Here is a 16,524-nt window from a genome sequence, read left to right on the forward strand (position 1 = left end):
CATGGAAAAGATGCCCAAATGGGCCGATGTGGTGCTGATCCCTGTCATCAGCTTGATATTGGCCGCAATACTGTCAGCGCTGGTCATCCTCGCCATCGGTGAAAACCCTGTCGAGGCAGTGAACCTGATGGTCACCGGCGCGCTGGGGTCAACATATGGCTGGGGTTATACGCTTTACTACGCCACGAACTTCATGTTCACCGGCCTTGCCGTGGCCGTGGCGTTCCATGCGCGCCTGTTCAACATCGGTGGTGAAGGTCAGGCGATGTTGGGCGGTCTTGGTGTCGCCATGGTCTGCCTCTATATTCCCTGGCCACACTGGAGCGTAGCTTTGCTCGCCGCCTGTGCGGGGTCCATGTTGTTTGGGGCCGCCTGGGCCGCCATCCCGGCCTATCTGCAGGCGAAACGCGGCAGCCACATCGTGATCACCACGATCATGTTCAACTTCATTGCAGCCGCTTTCCTGAACTACATGCTGGTGAACGTGATGCGCCCGCAGGGTTCGATGGACCCGGCAACTGCACGCTTCCCCGAAGCAGTGCATCTGCCAACCTTCCAATCGATGTTCTCGACGGCTGAAAATGTTGTTTTCCGCGGCGCACCTGCCAACGTCTCGTTCTTCGTGGCAATACTGGCCTGTTTTGTCGTCTGGGCGCTGATCTGGCGCACGCGGCTGGGATATGAGATTCGTGCTTACGGCCACTCAGAAACCGGTGCTGTCTATGCCGGAATCTCCCCCGTGCGCATCACCATCGTCGCCATGCTGATCTCGGGCGCCCTGGCGGGCCTGATGGCGACAAACAACGTCATGGGCGAGGCAGAACGACTGGTTCTGAATTCGACCGAAGGCGCGGGCTTTATCGGCATCGCAGTAGCGCTGATGGGACGGTCCCATCCATTTGGTGTTTTCCTGGCGGCAATCCTGTTCGGGTTCCTCTATCAAGGCGGTGCCGAACTGGCGCTTTGGACCTCAATCCCGCGCGAACTGATCGTGGTCATTCAGGCGCTTGTGATTCTGTTCACCGGAGCACTGGACAACATGGTGCGTATGCCGCTTGAGAAGCTGTTCATGGCATTGCGGAAAGGGTCGGCCTGATGGAATTCTTTCTGACACTGATCCAGGTCCTCGATTCAACCGTTCGTCTGGCCACGCCTTTGCTGTTGGCGTGTCTGGCAGGGCTTTATTCCGAACGCGCCGGGATCTTCGACATCGGGCTTGAAGGCAAGATGTTGATGGCCGCCTTCTTCTCTGCTGCTGTCGCAGCTGTGACAGGTTCGGTCTGGCTGGGGCTTTTGGCAGGTATTGCATCTTCGCTGGTGTTATCAGGCCTGCATGGGATGGCTTCGATCACGTTCCGGGGCAATCAGTTGATCTCGGGTGTTGCCATCAACTTTCTAGCTGCCGGTATGACGGTTCTTGTGGCCCAGAGCTGGTTCAGCCAAGGCGGGCGCACACCGTCCCTTTTCGGCGGCGGACGGTTTGAGCCAATCAACTTTCCTTTTGCCGAGTCGCTCAGTGGCGTTCCGATATTCGGACCCATCTATTCCGAGCTGCTGTCAGGGCATTCGATCCTTGTCTACATCGCGTTCCTGATGGTTCCGGCAACCTGGTGGATTCTGTTCCGCACCCGGTTCGGCCTGCGTCTGCGCGCGGTGGGCGAAAACCCAGCAGCTGTGGATACCGCAGGTGTTTCGGTTGTCGGCCTGCGTTATGCCGCCGTTGCGATCTGCGGTATTTTGTGCGGCATAGCAGGGGCTTATCTGGCCACGGCGTTGCAGGCCGGTTTCGTCAAGGACATGACCGCCGGGCGAGGGTTCATCGCGCTGGCCGCGTTGATCTTTGCAAAGTGGCGGCCCTGGCACGCAATGGGGGCCTGCTTGCTGTTCGGATTACTGCAGGCGATTGCCCTTCGGTTCCAGAACATTGATCTGGGTGGCGTGGTCATTCCAGTGCAGGTGATGGATGCCCTACCCTATATTCTGACGGTAGTGATTTTGGCCGGGTTTGTTGGCAAAGCCGTTCCGCCGCGCGCGGGCGGCGAACCCTATGTGAAAGAACGCTGATAGGTCCAGTTCAGGACACATGTTCAGTCCTGATTGCTGCAAAGCGGCATGCAGAGTTGATTTTGCATGCCGCAACCGCTCTAAGGGGGTATGGATGCATCCCGCTTCACCTTGTTCAACATGGAAATCCCCTGTGCTCGGACGGCGTTAGGGATGTGCTCTTTTCGGTCCGCGCTCTGCGTTCCGCCACTTGAGATTAATGTCACCAGAGGCTTTGTCGCGTTGCACGGCGCAGCCGGGACCGTTTAGAAGTAGCCATGCAGATTTACCTACCCATCGCCGAAGTCTCAGTGAACGCCTTTTTGCTGTTTGGGCTGGGCGGTATGGTCGGAATCCTTTCCGGCATGTTCGGCGTCGGGGGCGGGTTCCTGATGACGCCCCTGTTGTTCTTTATAGGCATTCCGCCTGCAGTCGCTGTGGCAACCGAGGCAAACCAGATTGTCGCCTCTTCGTTTTCAGGCGTTCTGGCGCATTTTCGACGAAAAACCGTTGATCTAAAAATGGGCTCGGTTTTATTGGTCGGAGGCTTGGCCGGGGCCGCACTGGGTGTGGTTGTATTCAACTACCTCAAAAGCCTGGGTCAGGTCGATCTGCTGGTCAAGCTTTGCTACGTCGTATTCCTTGGTGTCATCGGCGGTCTGATGTTTATCGAAAGCGTCAATGCACTGCGCAAATCACGTAAGGCTGGCACAACGGCACCCAAAAGACGGCAACGTGGTTGGATTCATGCGATGCCGTTCAAAATGCGGTTTCGAACTTCGGGCCTGTATATTTCGGTAATCCCGCCAATCGCCGTGGGTCTGTTTGTCGGCGTGTTGTCAGCCATCATGGGTGTCGGCGGAGGTTTCATCATGGTGCCCGCCATGATCTACCTGCTAGGCATGCCGACCAAGGTGGTTGTCGGCACGTCGTTGTTTCAGATTATCTTCGTCACTGCCTTCACCACCATGTTGCATGCCACAACAAACTATACCGTCGATGTGGTTCTGGCCGTTCTGCTTTTGGTCGGCGGCGTTGTCGGTGCCCAGATCGGTACGGTCATCGGGGCCCGGATGCCTGCCGAACAGCTTCGTGTTCTGCTTGCCGCGCTGGTTTTGGTAGTCTGCGGGAAACTGGGACTTGATCTGCTGCTGCAACCGGCCGAGCTGTTTTCGCTGGGCGACACAGGGGGGCATTGATCATGATCCGAATGATTGCCGCACTGTGTTTGCTCTGCCTGCCCGCACTAGCCGCAGAGGAACAGGTGGTTCTGGGCCTCAGCCAGGATCGCGTGTCAATCACGGCCAATTTCGACGGTTCGGAAATCCTCATTTTCGGGGCGGTCAAGCGCGAGGCGCCTATTCCTGAAGGACCCCCGCTGGAGGTGATCGTTTCGGTTGTCGGCCCTTCCGAACCGGTGACGGTCCGGCGCAAGGAAAGAAAATTCGGGATTTGGGTGAATACAGACAGTGTTCTAGTTGATTCCGCGCCCAGCTTCTATGCGGTCGCGACCAGTGCTCCGTTTGATGACATCCTGACAGACACAGAAGATCTGCGCTATCGTATTTCGATCGAGCGCGCCATCCGCTCGGTCGGGGCCGCTATGCATATTCGAGGCGCGCAGGACTTTGCCGACGCGGTCATTCGTATCCGCAAGGCAGAGCACCTTTACTCGGTCCGGGAAAACACCGTGGCCGTAGACGAGCAAACCCTGTTTCGAACTTCCATAGAAATGCCCGCAGATCTGACTGAAGGTGATTACCTGGCACGTATATTTTTGACGCGTGATGGGGAAATTGTTTCACAGCTTGAGACTGTCATTGATGTACGCAAGGTTGGGCTGGAACGGTTCCTTTACAACCTGTCCCGCGAACAGCCCATTTGGTACGGGCTCATGTCGCTGGCTATAGCCATTGCCGCTGGCTGGGGTGCTTCGACAGCTTTCCGTCTGTTGCGGGAAAGCTGACCGCTAACCGCGACCAATATAGGGCATCGTCGTTGCCATCACGGTCATAAATTGCACGTTTGCCTCGGGCGGCAGACAGGCCATGTGCAACACTGACGCCGCTGCATTCGCGACGTCCATAGTCGGATCAGGCGTACGCCCCTCAGCGATGGCGGTGTCGACCAGGTCTTGCACTATCGGTGTTCTGGCATTGCCGATGTCAATTTGACCACAGGCAATCCCGAAAGCGCGCCCATCCAGAGACAGGCTGCGGGTTAACCCGGTGATGGCATGTTTCGTTGTCGTGTAATGCACCGAGTTAGGCCGTGGCACGTGCGCTGAAATGGACCCGTTGTTGATGATACGACCACCCTGAGGCGACTGCCGCCGCATCGAGGCAAAGGCCGAGCGAGCGCAAAAAAACATGCCGTTCAGGTTCACGTTGACGGATTGCGACCAATCCTCCAGTGCAATTTCGTCAATCGTTCCGCCGGGCGCAAAAACTCCCGCGTTGTTGAACAATACATCCAGCCGCCCTGCACGATCCGTAAAAGTCGCAAAGGCCGTTTCCACCGCATCGGGATCGGTTACATCCGCAATCAACGGGATCGCATTATCATGGCTTTCCGCCATCGCATTTAGCGTTACGGCGCTGCGCGCCAACAGCCCAACGGTCCAGCCCTCTGCCAGAAACAGTTCAGCCGTGGCGCGGCCTATGCCGGAACTTGCACCCGTGACGATGATGGTTTTCATATCTCTTCCGCCTCCAAGGTCAGCGACGCCGCCGGAATCGACCGCAAGTCATCCACTCGCAGCGGATATGTTGGTTTGGACAAGCGATTGCGAACAACCCAGATCAGCCTTTGCTGCGCACGTGTGATTGCTACATAAGCTAAACGTTTCCACAACGGTTGTCCGGCCTCGGTCCGGCCCATGCGCGCTGCCGCATAGATGTCTGGCGCAAACACCTGAACCGTATCCCACTGTGAACCCTGCGCCTTGTGGATCGTGACAGCAGCCCCATGCAGGAAAGTCGCACCCATGCGCGCGGCAAAGGGGATAAACGGTTCTTCTTCATCTGGCTTTTCAATCTGCACGATCGATGCCGCACTGACCTGCGGGTCCTCGGCCCCCATGACATGCAGCCGTGAAAAGCCCGGCTTCCGTCCCGGCCCCAAATAGATGACCTGTGCCCCTTTGATCAGTCCTCTGGCTTCAAGATCCAAACGTTTCTTACGGTGCTTCAGCGGCAATTCGATGCCATCACAGATCAGCGGCTCGCCCTCCAGCAATTCGGTGTCCGGGGCACCATGAACATTGCGAAAGGCCTGAATCAGCCGGATGCGAGTGGCGTTGCGCCAGACGAGAACTGGGCTGCGGGCCATCAGATCGACCTCGACCCGCTGTCCCCAAACCACGCGATCATCCTTGCGGGCGGTCTCTTCGATAAGGCGTTCGAAATCCTCGAAACCCATGGTCGGATCGGACAGAGCATGAGCAAGGTCGAGGATCGGGTTATCGGCAGTCTGCCGGTGTACACGGTGCAGAGTCAGCTTTCGTGGCTCTGGCAGGCTTTCGAAAACCATCGAACCAGATTGGTTGACCGGTGCCAACTGCGCCGGATCACCAAACAGAATCAGAGTCGGAAATATTTCTTGAAGGTCTTCGAACTGCCGGTCATCCAGCATCGAGGCTTCATCAATGAACCCGATGTCCAAAGGCTCATCCCGGCGCTTCCAACCAGTGATGAAATCCGAACCACGCAAACCCGCCGCCGCCAATGCGCCAGGGATAGATTTGTTGTTGGCATAGAACGCAGCAGCGCGGTCTAGAGCTTCGTCCGTCAAACCATCGATCTCAGGCCGTTCGTCATTGCCTGCCAGCCACTCAGCGATGCGTTCGTATTCCGGATCGTAGACCGGTGTGTAGAGGATCCGGTGAATAGTCGTTGCCGGAACGCCGCGCAGACGCAAAACACTTGCGGCCTTGTTGGTCGGCGCTAGAATGGCGAGGCTGCGTTTATCGCGGTTCTTGCGGCTTTCGAAATCGCCCGAGACAATCTGAACGCCAGTTTCAGCTAGTGCCTTGTATAGTTCTGCCAGCAACAGGGTTTTACCTGATCCAGCCTTACCAATTACTGCCATAACTCCCGATTTTCCGGCGCCGGGCAGCTTCAGCAGAGCGTCGTCATCCAGGTCAACACCCGCGGTTTTGAGCATCGCTGAGATACTGTCAAACGCAGCGGCCTGGTCTTCGGAAAAGGTCACGAGGGGCAAGGACATGGCGCGACCCTACAGGGCCGCGCCATCCTCGGCCAGATGTGGAATCCGTTTTTCCATGTCCTTAGGCGGACAAAGCAAATCGGTGCTGTGCAACGTTTCCAAACGCGGTTCGGAACCACAGTCGCGACAGCTCACGCGAGACGCCCGCGCGTTCAGCAACGCGGTAACAATCCTCGGCTGAATACGGCCACAGTCCCACTGAAATCTGATCGCGCCCTTTGCCCTGAGATCCCAGAACAATCGGCGACGACCCGATCATCCGATATATTCGGATCATCCGTGCATCGAATACACCCGCGATATGAGTCAGGCCGAACCCCTCCATCACTTCCCCCCCGCTGAGCATGATGGCGCCGGCGGTATGCGGACTTGCGGTGCGTGACAGGCAGAAACGAGTCACCTCCCAGATCAGGGGGCTCCGAATCGGTTTGCCCCCAGTCAGATGTCCGAAGACGTCATTTGTCATGATTGGGCCAGTTGTCGGCAAGATCCGCATTGACCCGCCATGGCTGCCATCAGCCTCCTCCCAAATGACGTATAGCGGGTTCAGATCATCGTATTGATCGCGCTCATATCCGTTTTTGTCGACCTGAACGTCCCATCCCAGGCGCGTTTTGAACTGGTCGGCACGATCGTGAAACATTCCTTCGGCCAGATCCGGAAACTTGTGTAATTCATCGGCATAAACGTACCGCAACATGACTTGATCCCCTTGTCGTCCAATAGCTGGAACAAAGGGGGTACGAAGGCATGGTTAATTTAAAATGAGAGCAACGTGCGCTGCTTAAACGACTATTAACCCACGGCTGAGCGCCGTCGCGATGGCATGTGTTGTGTTCTGCGCGCCCAGTTTCGAGCGGGCACTTTCAATATAAGCACGCAAAGTGTGCTCGGAGATGGACAAAGAATGGGCAACTTGGGCGCGGCTATAACCGAGCGCCAGTAATGTCATTGCATCAATCTCTCGGGGGGAAAGCCCACGTCGGCTTTCAGGTTGCCGGTCTTTGGCGAATTCCAGCGCCTTTCGGTTGAAGAAATGTGCAATCAGGATCAGATCGTGGGCGTAAGTTCCGACGAATGCCTGCCAGCCTTCGTCATCACACGAGTGATTCACGGTAAACAAAGCGAACTGGCCGCTAGGCCCGCGCAGCGGGATCGAATACCCCTGATTTCCGACACCGTGATCCCGCGCGTCCTGTAAAAAGGCGCGGGCCGCTTTGCCAGACCAATCCAACTGCTTCCAGTCGACCGGATGGAACCGCTGGAAGCACCCCAGAATAACAGGGTCAATCCGGTGGTAGTTTCTGTCCTGATAGCGATCGGCCCAGGCGTCCGGATAGGTCGTAAACCCGTATTGGTCCCCCGCCCCGTCAACCCAATGGTAGATGATATGATCCAGCTTCAGGCTGTCCCGCAAGCGAACCGCAATACCCGTCAGCTCTTCAAGCGTGCTGGTGTTTTCCAAATCCCCCGGAATTTGGCTCAAATCGAACTTTGTTACCATTCGCGGGCGCCCGTGCCTCATCTTGAATGGACGCAATTTCGGCCGCGGCGATCAGCCTGGTGTCATCAAGCTGTTCAGCGAGCGCAGTTAACCCGTTCGCCACCGCAAAGGCGTTGAGGTCCGACAACACGTCCAGTATCCACTCATTTTGCGCCATCAGGGTGTCCCCGAAATAGTTAACGAAGGGTTAACACAACCATAACATGTATGGATTATTTTGGCATATTCACTGCTTTCTACTCCCCAGAAATAGCGGGGTTGCGGTAATTAAGTCTTTGTAAAGACAAAGAGTAGCCTAACAACGGAAAACACCCGCACAACGGCTGAGCGTAGTGCGGGTGTTTCGTTTTAAACTTCAGTAATCAACCGCGAGCAGCAAGAACCTCTTCCAGCGTTCGCATTCCAGTTTGCGGGGCCTGAACCAGCACCGACATGTTCCCGGGCTTATGTTCGTTCCGCAACATTTTCATGTGCGCCTCAGGCAGGTCGTTCCAGGTGAAGACTTCGGACATGCACGGGTCAAGACGCCGTTCCACCATCAGCTTGTTCGCGGCGGCCGCCTGTTTCAGGTGGGCAAAATGCGAACCCTGCAAGCGCTTCTGGTGCATCCACATGTAGCGCACATCAAAGGTCAAGTTGTAGCCGGTGGTGCCTGCACAGATTACGACCATGCCGCCTTTTTTGACCACAAAGGTCGACACGGGGAATGTGCTCTCACCTGGATGTTCAAAGACCAAGTCGACATTGACGCCCTTACCGGTGATATCCCAGATGGCCTTACCGAACTTGCGGGCCTCTTTGAACCACTCAGCATATTCGGGCGTGTTGACCGTCGGCAGCTGGCCCCAGCAATTGAAATCCTTACGGTTCAAAACGCCTTTGGCACCCAAACTCATAACAAAATCACGCTTGCTTTCGTCCGAGATCACGCCGATTGCGTTTGCCCCCGCTGTGTTGATCAACTGGATCGCGTAGGAACCCAGACCACCGGACGCGCCCCAGACCAGAACATTCTGACCCGGTTTCAGATCATGCGGCTCATGCCCAAACAGCATTCTGTAGGCTGTGGCCAGCGTAAGCGTGTAGCAGGCGCTTTCTTCCCAGGTCAGGTGCTTGGGTCGCGGCATCAGCTGCTGGGCCTGAACATTGGTGAACTGCGCGAACGATCCGTCGGGTGTTTCGTACCCCCAGATACGCTGGCTGGGTGAATACATCGGATCGCCGCCGTTGCATTCTTCGTCATCGCCGTCGTCCTGGTTGCAGTGGATCACAACCTCGTCACCGACTTTCCAACGCTTAACCTTGTCACCGACGGCCCATACGATGCCCGAGGCATCCGAGCCGGCGATATGGAAAGGTTGACCGTGGCCATCAAACGGGCTGATCGGCTTACCCAACGACGCCCAAACGCCGTTGTAGTTCACGCCAGCCGCCATCACGAGGACCAGCACCTCATGGCTGTCCAGCTTGGGTACATCGACGACTTCAAGCTGCATGGCTGTGTTGGGCTCGCCGTGGCGTTCCTTGCGGATAGCCCACGCATACATCTGTTTGGGCACGTATCCCATCGGAGGGATTTCACCCATCTCATAGAGGTCTTTTTCCGGCGCCTCGTACGACGCGATGCCGCTGTCGATGTCCAAAGCCATGCTGGCCTCCCTTTTGTGACAGTTCTTGCCGCGACGCAGAATCGCGGCCTTCTCAGCATGAAATATTAATCACTGAGAAATATTGCAACTGTTTTCGATGTAGTTTTTGAAATTTTATGACCCAGCAGATGCAGAAATTTCTTTCGCTCCTGCGGCATCAGGTGGTTGTTCTCCTGGGGCGGAGGACGCAGCATAGTAAGCCAACAGGTCCGAGCGCTGCCCTGATGGCCGCAAGATGCCGTTTTCACGCAACAAAATTCGCCGGTCTACCAGCTGATCGACAGCATCCTGAACAGTTTGCTTATCACCGCTCGTCAATTCGCTGCCCATCAGGGAAGATAACCGATCAACAAGTTGGCCTTCAGGGACCTCACCGTTTTCCTGCACCAACCGACACACTGCAGGCAGAGGAACGAATGGGATCGCACCTGCGATACGACGCATCAATTCACGTGCCAGATCGGTGGTCAGATCGCGTTCGTGTTCCTTTCGGAATTCTTGCAGAGAAATCGGCGTTGCATAGCGGACGGATGCCAAACCGAACCGTTTGTATCGCCCGATCAGACGTCGCCAGATTTGTTTTAGCGTCCACCGGGTGATCACGCCAATCCGCGCTCTGAACCGTCGGTCGGTTCCAAGAGCCGCGGCCGTCAGGATCGTATCTTCCAACACCCGGTCGTAGTTCAGAGCGACCGGCACAAAGACAACGTCTCGCCCCGTAGGGTCTGCCCCGTCAGTAATGTACTTCAGCAATCCCAGCTTCGGTCGGCCCAACCGCCCGGTCAGGCTTAGCCCGCCTTCAGGGAACATTGCCTGCGTTACACCGGCCTCGGTCGCGTGGCGCACGTAACTGGCCAGTACCTGCCGATACAAATCACTGCCCGATTTACGTCGGATAAAATAAGCTCCCATTGCCCTAATCAGACGGCTGAGTGGCCATACCCTTGCCCATTCCCCGACAGCATAGGACAGCGCCGACTGGCGCGCCGCCAGATAGGTGACCAGTACGTAGTCCATATTGCTGCGGTGGTTCATGACAAAAACCACGGTCGCTTCCGGATCGATCGTGTTTATGGCTTCTTCATCCTCATAGCTGAGTCGGACGTTGTAGAACGTGTTGCTCAGCAAACGGGTCAGACGTATGGCAACGCTGAAATAAACCGTCGCCGAGAACGAAGGCACAATTTCGCGCGCGTACCGGCGCGCCATTTCCGAAGCCACGGCCTCGGGCACGCCATTTTCTTGCGCATATTGCTGCGCGGCCTTGCTGACCTGTGGGTCATAGCTCAGCCTTTGGATCATGTCGTGGCGTTCAGCCAATTTGAACGGTTGAATCGGGCGTTGCAGTCGCTGGTTGAGCCGCGCAACCGCGCGCTCCAGGCGTCTGCGAAAAAACCAGCGCACGGACGGGAACAAAAAATGCGAAGCAAAGGTGACCGTGGCAAAGACCACGATCAGCACAAATAACCAAAGCGGAAGTTCCACGGTCTGCGTCATGGGTGCACAGTGACATCAAACGCCTCCACTCACAATCTGTAGTAACACAAAGATGCCGCGATGCAGCGAATTGACATGTCCATAAAATTGCGCTTTAGAGGCCTTGTGTGAAATTTTGTTACTCCTTGGATCACGAGGCCCCGCACCATGACGCAGTCGCAGAAAGATCGCCCCTGGCTCATCCGGACTTACGCCGGTCACTCAACCGCACAGGCGTCAAACGCACTGTATCGCAGCAATCTGACCAAAGGGCAGACGGGGTTGTCGGTGGCCTTCGATCTGCCCACGCAGACAGGATATGATAGCGACCACACCTTGGCGCGGGGCGAGGTTGGCAAGGTCGGCGTTCCGATCTGCCATCTTGGCGATATGCGGATTCTGTTCGATCAGATTCCTCTGGAGCAAATGAATACGTCGATGACGATCAATGCGACGGCCCCTTGGTTGCTTGCACTATATATCGCCGTAACCGAGGAACAGGGTGCAGATGTCTCGAAACTTCAGGGCACGGTCCAGAACGATCTGATCAAGGAATACCTGAGCCGGGGCACATATGTTTGCCCACCGAAACCATCGCTGAAGATGATCGCCGACGTGGCCGAGTATTGCTATACCAACGTGCCAAAATGGAACCCGATGAACGTGTGTTCCTACCATCTGCAAGAAGCTGGCGCGACGCCAGAGCAGGAACTGGCTTATGCTTTGGCCACGGCCATCGCCGTTCTGGATGAGCTGCGCCCGCGCGTTCCGGCCGAAGATTTCCCGGCGCTCTGTGGCCGCATCTCGTTTTTCGTGAATGCGGGCATTCGGTTTGTTACCGAAATGTGCAAAATGAGGGCCTTTGTCGATCTTTGGGACGAAATTCTACAACAACGTTATGAAGTGGTAGACCCTAAGTACCGCCGATTCCGCTACGGGGTGCAGGTAAATTCTCTGGGCCTCACCGAACAGCAGCCTGAAAACAACGTATATCGCATCCTGATCGAAATGCTGGCAGTGACCTTGTCCAAAAAGGCACGGGCACGTGCCGTTCAGTTACCGGCATGGAACGAGGCGTTGGGTTTACCGCGCCCTTGGGATCAGCAATGGTCGATGCGGATGCAACAGATCCTGGCTTACGAAACCGATCTGTTGGAATACGGCGATTTGTTCGACGGCAATCCTGTCGTTGACGCCAAAGTCGAAGAACTCAAAAACGGTGCGCGTGCCGAACTAGCCAACCTCGATTCCATGGGCGGTGCCGTTGCTTCGATTGAGTATATGAAATCGCGCCTGGTTGACTCGAATGCGGATCGTCTGAACCGGATCGAGCGGAACGAAACCGTTGTTGTCGGCGTCAACAAATGGATCGAGGGCGAACCCTCACCTCTGCAGACCGAAGACGGCGGAATCATGGTTGTCGATCCTGCGGTCGAGCAGGAACAGATCACACGGCTGAACGCCTGGCGCGCGGAACGAGACGAGACTGCGGTCGCCGGTGCCTTGGCAGCGCTGCGCGAGGCGGCACGGACCGGCAGCAATGTGATGGAGCCGTCAATTGCCGCAGCCAAAGCTGGTGTCACAACCGGCGAATGGGCGGAAGAAATGCGCAAGGCCTATGGAACTTACCGTGGTCCAACAGGTGTTTCGGGGTCGGTTTCCAACAAAACCGAAGGGTTGGACGACCTGCGTTCGGCCGTTGACGCGGTCAGCGACAGCCTCGGACGTCGCTTGAAGTTCCTGGTTGGCAAACCTGGTCTCGACGGGCACTCAAACGGGGCAGAACAAATCGCCTTTCGTGCCCGCGATTGCGGCATGGACATCACCTATGAGGGTATTCGCCTGACCCCCGAAGAAATCGTGGCCGCCGCTGCCCAAGAGGACGTCCATGTCATCGGTCTGTCGATCCTGTCCGGCAGCCACCTGCCTCTGGTTCAGGACGTGATTACCCGATTGGCCGAAGCCGGTCTTGCTAATATTCCGGTAGTTGTCGGCGGCATCATTCCGGACGACGACGCGGAAAGGCTGAAACAAATGGGCGTTGCCAAAGTGTATACTCCCAAGAATTTTGAGCTGAACGCAATTATGGGTGATATTGTGTCATTGGCAGATCCACAAAACCTGGCAGCGGAATAGAAACTTAATTCACTGCCATTTTCTCAAACTGTTTGCGGTTAATTGGGGATAGATAATGTCCGCAAATAGAATTACGGTGCGCGTTACTTATCGAACAAACTGAAACGCACGGAGAATAATGATGGGGATCAATCTTGAAAAAATGTCTCGCAAAGAATTACTGGAATTGCGCGGCCAAATCGAAAAAGCCCTGAAAAATGCTGAAACCCGAGAACGCCAGGAAGCGTTGAAGGCCGCGGAAGCTGCGGCGGCAGAGTTTGGCTTTTCCTTGTCCGAACTGTCTTCTGGCACGCAACGCTCTGCCAAGGTGACCAAAGCCAAGCCGAAGTATCGCAATCCCGCGGACCCAGACCAGACGTGGTCGGGGCGTGGTCGCAAACCGCAATGGATTCACGATGCTTTGAAAGCCGGTGCCGATATTTCCGATTTGGAAATTTAGATCAAGGGTACTGTATCAAAATGACAATTCACATTGGCGCCGAAAAAGGCGAAATAGCAGAAACCGTTCTATTGCCCGGCGATCCCTATCGCGCGAAATGGGCCGCGGAAACATTTCTGAGCGACGTAAAACAGATAAATAATGTTCGCGGCATGCTGGGTTTCACCGGCACCTGGAATGGGAATCCGGTCACTATTCAGGGTAGCGGCATGGGCATGCCCTCTCTTTCGATTTATGTAAATGAACTGATCCGGGATTACGGCGCCAAAACTCTGATCCGCATCGGGTCGTGTGGCGGGATGCAAGATAGCATCGCTGTACGCGATGTCATTCTGGCCATGACGTCAAGCACGCTCAGCACGCCATCACGTGGCATCATGAAAGAGCTCAACTTTGCCCCTTGTGCCGATTGGGATTTGCTTCAGGCGGCAGCTCGGGCAGCGGCGGCCAAAGGCACCCCGACCCATGTCGGCGGCATTTACTCTTCGGACGTGTTCTACGACGAACGCCCTGACCTGAACGAACAAATGGTGCGCCATGGCATCCTGGGCGTCGAGATGGAAGCGGCAGAGCTTTATATTCTGGCCGCGCGTCACAAATGCCGGGCTTTGGCTGTGTTGACGGTTTCCGACCATCTGCTGACCGGAGAGACCCTGCCCTCGTCAGATCGCGAGAGCAGCTTTGGCGATATGGTAGAAATTGCACTTCAGGCCGCGTTTCCAACCAACTGAGGACATGTCTGCAAGCCCGGGTCTCCGCGCTTGCAGATCAGATACAGCTCATCGCCCATGAGAGCCGTCATATCCGTTTCGAGCCGGGCTTTGCCATCCGTCCAACGCGCCCTTCGCGGGGGAAAAAACCTCGACCAACAGCGGATGGCATGCCGCCGTATCCGAGGAGTGTTCAGACGAGCAATCGCCGCCCGGACAGGCGCTGAGGTTTCCGAGCAGATCAATCTCAGCAAAGAATTCCAGATAGTCTCCAGGTCGAACGGGTGACGCCTTCATGAAGTACTGCCCGGTCTCTCGCGTGAACCCTGTACACATGAACACGTTCAATACGTCATGTACCGCAAGCTCAGCCTCGGACAACGGAACACTCTGATGATCAGCCAAAGCACGTGTCAGGTTGGAATGACAGCAATGGTGATAATGGGACCCGGACAACAGATTTCCCGTGTAAGGATCACATCGCGTGCCAATCACATCGTGAACCGAGCCACCGAATTCGTCGATACCGTACCAGCCCAACGTATCTGCAATGATTGTGGCCATCGGGCGCAATGACGGGAAACTGGACCACATCCGCTCGCCCGTCGTCAGGTGAGTGCCGTGCAAGGCGCGTGTCTTGCCAGAGTAAAACCGCTCGGACAGATCATTCAGGTTCCACAGGTTCAAATCTCCGACCTGCGGACCTTCTACCGACGTAATCCGAAAAAAATGTCCTGCAGGTACCTCGAAGCAGCGAGCCTTGCGTGGTGGGATCAAAACTTCATCCGTTTTCGTCGCACTGTTTCGAATGGCGCGCATCCAGGTCAGATCCGGCTTGGGCAATTCATCATTTGGGTAACAGATGACGGGTGCCACGGCGCGACGGGCTTCTGCGTCCAAAGGCGGGCGGGTATTAATCTCGGATTCTGACATAACCCGCAAAGTGACGCAGATTGAAGTCGCGGGAAACCCCGTCATGCGCAACCGTTAAGACTGGCCTTTAAGACATTGCGTGGGCTGCGCATCGGAAGGCGAGACCGCACCACAAAAGCTGCACTGCCAAACTCCTTGGGCCTTGTGCTGTCTCCACCGGCACTCACGTGACAACGAAGACGTCCGAGAACGCCAGACGAAATAGGCGAACACTCCGGCAGCAAGTAAAAGCAGAAGGACGGGCATCCCTCTGCTTTGCCGATTCACACGGGTTTTTCAAGTGCTGTGGCTGTGTGATCCGTGGCAGATATGCAAAAACAGCTCTCAAGCTGCGTTGGCGTATTCGAACAATTCCGGCTCGTGCGAGTTTTCCTTTGGCAGAGATTCCGGCGTGTAATACGCCCAAGCCTGCTCGAGCAGTTCAAGTGCCTCATCCGCCTGTTTTTTTGTGTTTTTCGTGTCCATCGGAGTGATCCTATCCAGGTCCAATCACTCCTCCCCAATCCGGATCATAGGCCTGCTACACGGTCTGCGCACCGCACAATTTTGCAGACTGGGGTTGCGCTTGCCGCAGACCGGCAAGCGCCTGATTTCCAACGGGCCGCTATACTGCCCGCTCGACCATCATCTTTTTGATTTCGGCAATCGCCTTGGCTGGGTTCAGGCCCTTTGGGCAGGTCTTGGCACAGTTCATAATTGTATGGCAGCGATACAGTTTGAAAGGGTCTTCCAGATCGTCCAGACGTTCACCAGTTGCTTCGTCGCGGCTGTCGATGATCCAGCGGTAAGCATGCAACAAAGCCGCCGGGCCAAGATACCGGTCACCGTTCCACCAGTAACTGGGGCAGGACGTGGAACAGCTGGCGCACATCACGCATTCATAAAGACCGTCCAGTTTTTTACGGTCTTCGATGGATTGCTTCCATTCTTTTGCGGGACGGTTCGTCTTGGTTTCCAGCCACGGCATGATGCTGGCGTGCTGAGCATAGAAATGCGTCAAATCCGGGATCAGGTCCTTGACCACCGGCATATGCGGCAACGGATAGATTTTCACGTCACCCTTGATCTCATCCATCCCGTAGATACAGGCCAGCGTATTGATCCCGTCGATATTCATCGCGCAGGATCCGCAGATACCTTCGCGGCATGAGCGGCGGAAGGTCAGGGTCGGATCAATCTCGTTCTTGATCTTGATCAGCGCATCCAGAACCATCGGGCCGCAGGTGTCCATGTCGACGAAATAGGTATCGACGCGCGGGTTCTGCCCGTCATCGGGATTCCAGCGGTAAATCTGGAACTTTCGCACATTGGTCGCGCCTTCGGGCTTGGGCCAGGTTTTGCCTGTTGTGATGCGAGAGTTCTTTGGAAGAGTTAGTTGAACCATTAGCGTTGCCTTTCACAGTCGGT

The 16,524-nt window shown here is 56.0% G+C and carries 16 protein-coding genes; 7 read left to right on the forward strand and 9 right to left on the reverse strand.

Going from position 1 to position 16,524, the window contains the following annotated elements; genetic code table 11:
* The first annotated feature begins 1 nt into the window (after position 1).
* The 4 genes from AC2TDA_RS18605 to AC2TDA_RS18620 all read left to right on the forward strand — a co-directional run bounded on the left by AC2TDA_RS18605 (position 2) and on the right by AC2TDA_RS18620 (position 4,009).
* The gene (locus AC2TDA_RS18605; protein WP_480880232.1) at positions 2-1,096 is read left to right on the forward strand and encodes an ABC transporter permease; all 1,095 of its coding nucleotides are present in this window, start codon (positions 2-4) and stop codon (positions 1,094-1,096) included.
* Positions 1,096-2,064 carry an ABC transporter permease gene (locus AC2TDA_RS18610; RefSeq protein ID WP_480848914.1) on the forward strand — a complete coding sequence of 323 codons (969 nt, stop codon included), beginning with the start codon at positions 1,096-1,098 and terminating at the stop codon, positions 2,062-2,064. The genes AC2TDA_RS18605 and AC2TDA_RS18610 overlap by 1 nt, the downstream gene beginning before the upstream one ends.
* 257 nt (positions 2,065-2,321) lie before the next feature.
* Complete coding sequence (locus tag AC2TDA_RS18615; protein ID WP_480848912.1) at positions 2,322-3,242, forward strand: sulfite exporter TauE/SafE family protein; 921 nt, start codon at positions 2,322-2,324, stop codon at positions 3,240-3,242.
* A 2-nt stretch (positions 3,243-3,244) separates the two neighbouring features.
* A complete protein-coding gene (locus tag AC2TDA_RS18620) occupies positions 3,245-4,009 on the forward strand; it encodes a TIGR02186 family protein (RefSeq protein ID WP_480848911.1) in 765 nt (254 codons plus the stop codon).
* 3 nt (positions 4,010-4,012) lie between these two features.
* Here the strand turns inward: AC2TDA_RS18620 and AC2TDA_RS18625 are convergent, their stop codons facing one another.
* From AC2TDA_RS18625 to AC2TDA_RS18650, 6 genes are all read right to left on the reverse strand, one after another.
* Complete coding sequence (locus AC2TDA_RS18625) at positions 4,013-4,741, reverse strand: SDR family oxidoreductase (protein ID WP_480880233.1); 729 nt, start codon at positions 4,739-4,741, stop codon at positions 4,013-4,015.
* Positions 4,738-6,270, reverse strand: coding sequence for an ATP-dependent DNA helicase (locus AC2TDA_RS18630; protein WP_480880234.1), 1,533 nt, complete (start codon positions 6,268-6,270; stop codon positions 4,738-4,740). The genes AC2TDA_RS18625 and AC2TDA_RS18630 overlap by 4 nt, the downstream gene beginning before the upstream one ends.
* A gap of 61 nt (positions 6,271-6,331) precedes the next feature.
* On the reverse strand, positions 6,332-6,970 hold the full coding sequence (locus AC2TDA_RS18635) for an acyl-homoserine-lactone synthase (RefSeq protein WP_480880236.1): 639 nt from the start codon (positions 6,968-6,970) through the stop codon (positions 6,332-6,334).
* Positions 6,971-7,054: 84 nt separating this feature from the next.
* Positions 7,055-7,774, reverse strand: coding sequence for a helix-turn-helix transcriptional regulator (locus tag AC2TDA_RS18640; protein ID WP_480880237.1), 720 nt, complete (start codon positions 7,772-7,774; stop codon positions 7,055-7,057).
* 362 nt (positions 7,775-8,136) lie between these two features.
* Positions 8,137-9,423: a crotonyl-CoA carboxylase/reductase gene (gene ccrA, locus AC2TDA_RS18645; RefSeq protein ID WP_480848901.1), complete on the reverse strand. Its 1,287-nt coding sequence runs from the start codon at positions 9,421-9,423 to the stop codon at positions 8,137-8,139.
* 114 nt (positions 9,424-9,537) lie between these two features.
* Positions 9,538-10,920: a 1-acyl-sn-glycerol-3-phosphate acyltransferase gene (locus tag AC2TDA_RS18650; RefSeq protein ID WP_480848899.1), complete on the reverse strand. Its 1,383-nt coding sequence runs from the start codon at positions 10,918-10,920 to the stop codon at positions 9,538-9,540.
* Positions 10,921-11,067: 147 nt separating this feature from the next.
* Between AC2TDA_RS18650 and AC2TDA_RS18655 the strand changes: the two genes are divergently transcribed.
* The 3 genes from AC2TDA_RS18655 to deoD all read left to right on the forward strand — a co-directional run bounded on the left by AC2TDA_RS18655 (position 11,068) and on the right by deoD (position 14,205).
* The gene (locus AC2TDA_RS18655) at positions 11,068-13,035 is read left to right on the forward strand and encodes a protein meaA (RefSeq protein ID WP_480880238.1); all 1,968 of its coding nucleotides are present in this window, start codon (positions 11,068-11,070) and stop codon (positions 13,033-13,035) included.
* A 121-nt stretch (positions 13,036-13,156) separates the two neighbouring features.
* Positions 13,157-13,474 carry an H-NS histone family protein gene (locus AC2TDA_RS18660; RefSeq protein WP_480880240.1) on the forward strand — a complete coding sequence of 106 codons (318 nt, stop codon included), beginning with the start codon at positions 13,157-13,159 and terminating at the stop codon, positions 13,472-13,474.
* A 20-nt stretch (positions 13,475-13,494) separates the two neighbouring features.
* Positions 13,495-14,205: a purine-nucleoside phosphorylase gene (gene deoD, locus AC2TDA_RS18665; RefSeq protein ID WP_480880241.1), complete on the forward strand. Its 711-nt coding sequence runs from the start codon at positions 13,495-13,497 to the stop codon at positions 14,203-14,205.
* Positions 14,206-14,253: 48 nt separating this feature from the next.
* Here the strand turns inward: deoD and AC2TDA_RS18670 are convergent, their stop codons facing one another.
* The 3 genes from AC2TDA_RS18670 to AC2TDA_RS18680 all read right to left on the reverse strand — a co-directional run bounded on the left by AC2TDA_RS18670 (position 14,254) and on the right by AC2TDA_RS18680 (position 16,501).
* Positions 14,254-15,117, reverse strand: a complete 864-nt coding sequence (locus AC2TDA_RS18670) for an urea carboxylase-associated family protein (RefSeq protein ID WP_480880358.1) — start codon at positions 15,115-15,117, stop codon at positions 14,254-14,256.
* 324 nt (positions 15,118-15,441) lie between these two features.
* Complete coding sequence (locus AC2TDA_RS18675) at positions 15,442-15,582, reverse strand: hypothetical protein (RefSeq protein WP_480848889.1); 141 nt, start codon at positions 15,580-15,582, stop codon at positions 15,442-15,444.
* A 139-nt stretch (positions 15,583-15,721) separates the two neighbouring features.
* Positions 15,722-16,501, reverse strand: a complete 780-nt coding sequence (locus AC2TDA_RS18680; RefSeq protein WP_170657542.1) for a succinate dehydrogenase iron-sulfur subunit — start codon at positions 16,499-16,501, stop codon at positions 15,722-15,724.
* Positions 16,502-16,524 lie beyond the last annotated feature (23 nt).

This window comes from Ruegeria sp. HKCCD6426 (genome assembly GCF_057221115.1).